At 57.4% G+C, this 4265-nt stretch carries 5 protein-coding genes and 2 pseudogenes; 5 read left to right on the top strand and 2 right to left on the bottom strand.

Annotated elements, in window-relative coordinates; all coding sequences use genetic code 11:
* Nucleotides 1-156: pseudogene (locus J7367_RS21555) on the bottom strand (IS5/IS1182 family transposase); the annotation flags it as partial.
* A gap of 67 nt (nucleotides 157-223) precedes the next feature.
* Nucleotides 224-1252: a histidine kinase gene (locus J7367_RS21550; RefSeq protein ID WP_057664240.1), complete on the bottom strand. Its 1029-nt coding sequence runs from the start codon at nucleotides 1250-1252 to the stop codon at nucleotides 224-226.
* Between the two features lie 170 nt (nucleotides 1253-1422).
* On the opposite strand from J7367_RS21550, the gene J7367_RS21545 reads away from it, so the two are divergent.
* The 5 genes and pseudogenes from J7367_RS21545 to J7367_RS21525 form a co-directional block, all read left to right on the top strand.
* Entirely contained in the window at nucleotides 1423-1995 is a 573-nt protein-coding gene (locus tag J7367_RS21545; RefSeq protein WP_057664243.1) for a GspH/FimT family pseudopilin, read from the top strand.
* A gap of 11 nt (nucleotides 1996-2006) precedes the next feature.
* Nucleotides 2007-2474, top strand: coding sequence for a type IV pilus modification protein PilV (gene pilV / locus J7367_RS21540; RefSeq protein ID WP_057664246.1), 468 nt, complete (start codon nucleotides 2007-2009; stop codon nucleotides 2472-2474).
* A complete protein-coding gene (locus tag J7367_RS21535) occupies nucleotides 2471-3496 on the top strand; it encodes a PilW family protein (protein WP_081028030.1) in 1026 nt (341 codons plus the stop codon). The genes pilV and J7367_RS21535 overlap by 4 nt, the downstream gene beginning before the upstream one ends.
* Nucleotides 3493-4047, top strand: coding sequence for a PilX N-terminal domain-containing pilus assembly protein (locus tag J7367_RS21530; RefSeq protein ID WP_081028031.1), 555 nt, complete (start codon nucleotides 3493-3495; stop codon nucleotides 4045-4047). The genes J7367_RS21535 and J7367_RS21530 overlap by 4 nt, the downstream gene beginning before the upstream one ends.
* Before the next feature lie 62 nt (nucleotides 4048-4109).
* A pseudogene (locus J7367_RS21525) lies at nucleotides 4110-4265 on the top strand (IS5/IS1182 family transposase); the annotation flags it as partial.

Raw genomic sequence — 4265 nt, 5'->3', positions numbered from 1 at the left:
CTGCCGACCTGGCCGCCCCGACACTGGATAGTGCGGCGCGATCAGGGCAAGCAGTTGCTGCCACGGAACAACCTGCTCCATCTCGGCAAGAAAGATCTCGCGCCGGGTCTGCTTACGCTTGCCCAAGCCCTCAGCGTCACCGAACGTCAGCTGCATGGATGAATCCTCTACATAAGGCGATAGTGTCGCGCATCTGCGGTGAGTTGATCAGACCTTCCTTAGATTAGCGAGACGGTATCTCTGCGAGTGGGGCATGCAGGGCAGCCAGAAACTGGTTGCCCTGAGTAGTAGTTTGAAGTCCCATTCTGCTGTCAAGATCGTGTAGCCGGGCACGGACGGCGGCAAGTCCTACTTGGTGCCCGGTGCGCGCTGTCGTCTTGTCAGGCGGCAGGGGGTTGCTGACTTCTACGACAATCGTCTCCGATGTTTGGCGGACTTCTACAACTATCTGCGATACCTCTGAACGAAGTTCCACACCGTGGCGAATTGCATTCTCAACAAGGGGCTGGATAGATAGAGAAGGAACTGTCACGGGCGGGATCGCATCAGGAACCTTCCACACGATGCTCAGGCGCTCTCCGAAGCGGAGTTGCTCGATATCCAGATAGTGCTTTGCGATGTCTAGTTCCTTGGAGAGGAGTATGTGTTCTGGCCCCGCCAAGGTCGCTCGAAATAGCTCCGCCAGATCCATTAACAAACATTCGGCACGCGCTGGATTCAGGCGGACAAGCGCTGCCCCTGTATTGAGTGTATTGAACAGAAAGTGCGGCTGGATTCTCGCCCTCAACGCTTCCAGCTCGAACTGCTTCGCACGTATTGCATATTGGCGCGCGCGCCAATGTGTGTGGAAGGCCCACATTCCTAACAATCCGACGGTCAGGGCGATGCCTTCGGTCCGCAGCAGCAGTTCCAGCCAGTTGCGTGTACCCATTGACCACGCGCCACCGACCACCGCCATTGCAATAAATAGTACTAACGCTGCGGCAATCAGGAGAAGCGCAAGGGTGACCTTGGCTGTCATGACTGGGCGTGCATTCCTAAGGTGATGGCGAAAAACATACAGGCCGGCCAAAGTCAGAAGTGCCGTCCATTGCGTCATGAATGATGTGATTCCGAAGCTGATCCAGCCGATCTGTGTGCCAGGCGCTAGGCTCAGTGCTGCCGCGATTGCTTCTGCCACGAGCACGACGCACGCCAGAGTACGAGAGTCCCACAGGGCTTGCAGGAAGGATTCGCCGGTAGCGGTTGGCATCGGGAAGGGGGGGGCTCGGAGGTTTGCTACACATCATGCCCGTGTCTTGAGCGGTTGGGGAAACTGCCTTTCACGCATCCGCAGTGCCCGTCCGTCGTCAAGCATTGGTAGCTGGGACAAGCCTTGGGTAGGGTGCACTCATGTATTTGGCTGCCTGGGGAGGCTGCCGTATGACCTACATTCGGCGCCCGGCATTCCAGGCGCAGCTCGGCTTCTCGCTAATCGAGATGATGGTGACGATCATCGTGCTGGCGATCGTCATGGCAATCGCGTTTCCTAACTTCACAGCGCTTATCAATAGCAATCGGTTGTCGGCTGCGGCAAACGAGCTGTCCGCATCACTCCAGCTCGCCCGTTCTGAGGCGGTACGTAGTAACGCTAGTGTGACCCTGTGCCCATCCAATGACGGCGCAACGTGCGCGAATGGCGGCAACTGGGCACGTTGGATCGTGTTACGTGGCACCGAAGTCTTGCGTGTCAGTGAGGTCAGGCCGCAGCTGCAGGTGAGCGTAAGCCCTGCGATCTCTTCCGCTAGCGCACGGATCGTCTTTCGCCCTGACGGACTTGCGCGTGACTCGACTGGTGCGAGGCTCTTGGTGGGGGCCGTGTCCATCTGTATGGCGACCACGCGGCCGCCAGAGAACCAGCGCATCGTGGCAATAGCAGGGGGCAGCCGTGTAGCAATAACACGCGGAACAGACCCGCAGTGCCAGACGCCCGCCGATGCACCAGCTTTGAATTGAGGAAAAGGCAGATGAGAACGCCAGCGATAGAAAGTCGCCGACGTCAGGCCGGTGTCAGCCTGATCGAGGTTTTGATTTCAGTTGTGATCCTAGGCATCGGCATGCTTGGAATTGCAGCAATGCAGGCCCGTGCACTTCAGAACAACAGCAGTTCCCTTGAGCGTAGTCAGATGGTCGTTCAGTCGTACGCGATTCTGGACGCTATGCGCGCCAATCTGACCGCTGCGCGCGCGGGGGCATACAACACCGCGATGATATGTAACGTTCCTGCTGGAGGCAATCTTGCTGCCAATGACCGACGAGATTGGATCACGGCCTTGAAGTCGAGTATGGGAGCGACGGCCTGCGGTTCTATCCAGTGCGAGGCCAATGGAGTGCGTTGCACCGTCTCGGTGCGCTGGGACGACAGTCGTGCAACTGCGCTCGGGTCCAGCGATAACTCGGCACAGCGCGAATTCAGCGTGGTTACCAGGCTATGAGCAATGTCTACTCTTTGCGCAAACCAGTGTTCGGTTTTACGCTGATTGAGCTGCTGATTTCCCTGGTGCTGGGATTGTTGGTCACATTGGCTGCTATCGGCCTGTTCCTAACGAGTCGTCGCACTGCAGCTGCCACCGATAGTCTTAGCCGTGTTCAAGAAAACGCGCGTATCGCCTTTGAGTTGATGGCGCGCGATATTCGAGAGGCTGGAGGTAATCCCTGTAACAGTAGCAATAATATGGCGATGGTGAACGTGCTGAATGCGCCGACCTCGCGTTGGTGGACCAACTGGAACGTCGGTACAACAAACGGAACCCTTCAAGGATATGACGGGGCCACCGCGATTCCAGGAATCAGTTTTGGCACAACAACCGCAGGCCAACGGATTGCCGGTACAGACGCGTTATCGCTGTTGTCATCCGGGGATGCCACAGCGGTCGTGACGGCGCATGCCCCGGCCGCCGCAACATTTACTGTCAATACCGCATCTCACGGCTTGATGCCTGGTGACTTATTGATGGTGTGTGGACCCAATGCCGAAACAGGCGGGGTGATGCGTCTGGGGGCTATTTTCCAGATGACAGGTGCGGCAGGTACCGTCTCAATTGCTCACGGCGCGAGTGGTGCGCCTGGGAATGCCACCAATCGCCTCGGCCTGGGTGGTTCTCTGTTTACCTTCGGCCCTAACGCAACGATTACCCGTCTCAATGCGTCAACTTGGTATATCGGTACCAATGGACGTACCAGAGGGCTTTACCAGTCTACCCTGATCAATACAGGTGGAGTCGCAAGTGTCCAGGCGCAGGAAGTTGCAGAAGGTGTGCAGAACATGGCGGTGACCTATCTAGTTGACGGAACCGCAAGTTATGGAGATGCGGCGAGCACTGCTGGCCGTTGGAGCCAGGTGACGGCAGTCAGGATCACTTTGACGCTGGCGGGAACCGATCGTGACGGTGTGGACAATGCAGCGCTGTCACGCACAGTAAGCCAGGTCATTACTCTCAGGAACAGGGCTCCATGAGCGGATCTCCTTCAATTTCACGTCCACTGCGACAACAGGGCGTCTCGCTGGTTGTAGTGCTCATTCTGCTGCTCATCATGACGCTGCTTGGGTTAGCAGTCCTGCGGAGCACTGTGCTTGAAGAACGCATGAGCGCAAATTTGGTGGATCGCAATCTCAGTTTTCAGGCGGCTGAAGCGGCGCTTCGTGAAGGTGAGGCACTTGCTGCAAGTCGTACCAACGCCGAGCATGCCGCGATTGCCGCGGCTGCAGCGGGCGGGGCGTGTGTCAATGGCGTTTGCCCGAGGCCGGATGCGACGGCGGTAGAGCGATGGAAAAACACAAGTTTCGGTGGATGGCGCGCAGCAACTACGAGTGTCGGCTCAATCGCGTCGGCTCCGCAATTTTTTATCGAATACATGGGTACATCGGAAACTTGGCTGGAATGCAATCTCGATCCTCGCTATACAGGCAGCGATATCTGCTTGCGCCCTGTGTATCGCGTCACCGCACGAAGTGAAGCGGCAGGTCGAGCCAGCGTGATTATTCAATCCAACTTTATCGTTCCTTAGGGAAGGTCTGATCAACTCACCGCAGATGCGCGACACTATCGCCTTATGTAGAGGATTCATCCATGCAGCTGACGTTCGGTGACGCTGAGGGCTTGGGCAAGCGTAAGCAGACCCGGCGCGAGATCTTTCTTGCCGAGATGGAGCAGGTTGTTCCGTGGCAGCAACTGCTTGCCCTGATCGCGCCGCACTATCCAGTGTCGGGGCGGCCAGGTCGGCAG

The organism is Xanthomonas sp. D-36-1, from assembly GCF_017746155.1.
Classification (GTDB): Bacteria; Pseudomonadota; Gammaproteobacteria; order Xanthomonadales; family Xanthomonadaceae; genus Xanthomonas; species Xanthomonas cissicola.
This window is presented reverse-complemented; position numbering and strand designations above follow the sequence as displayed.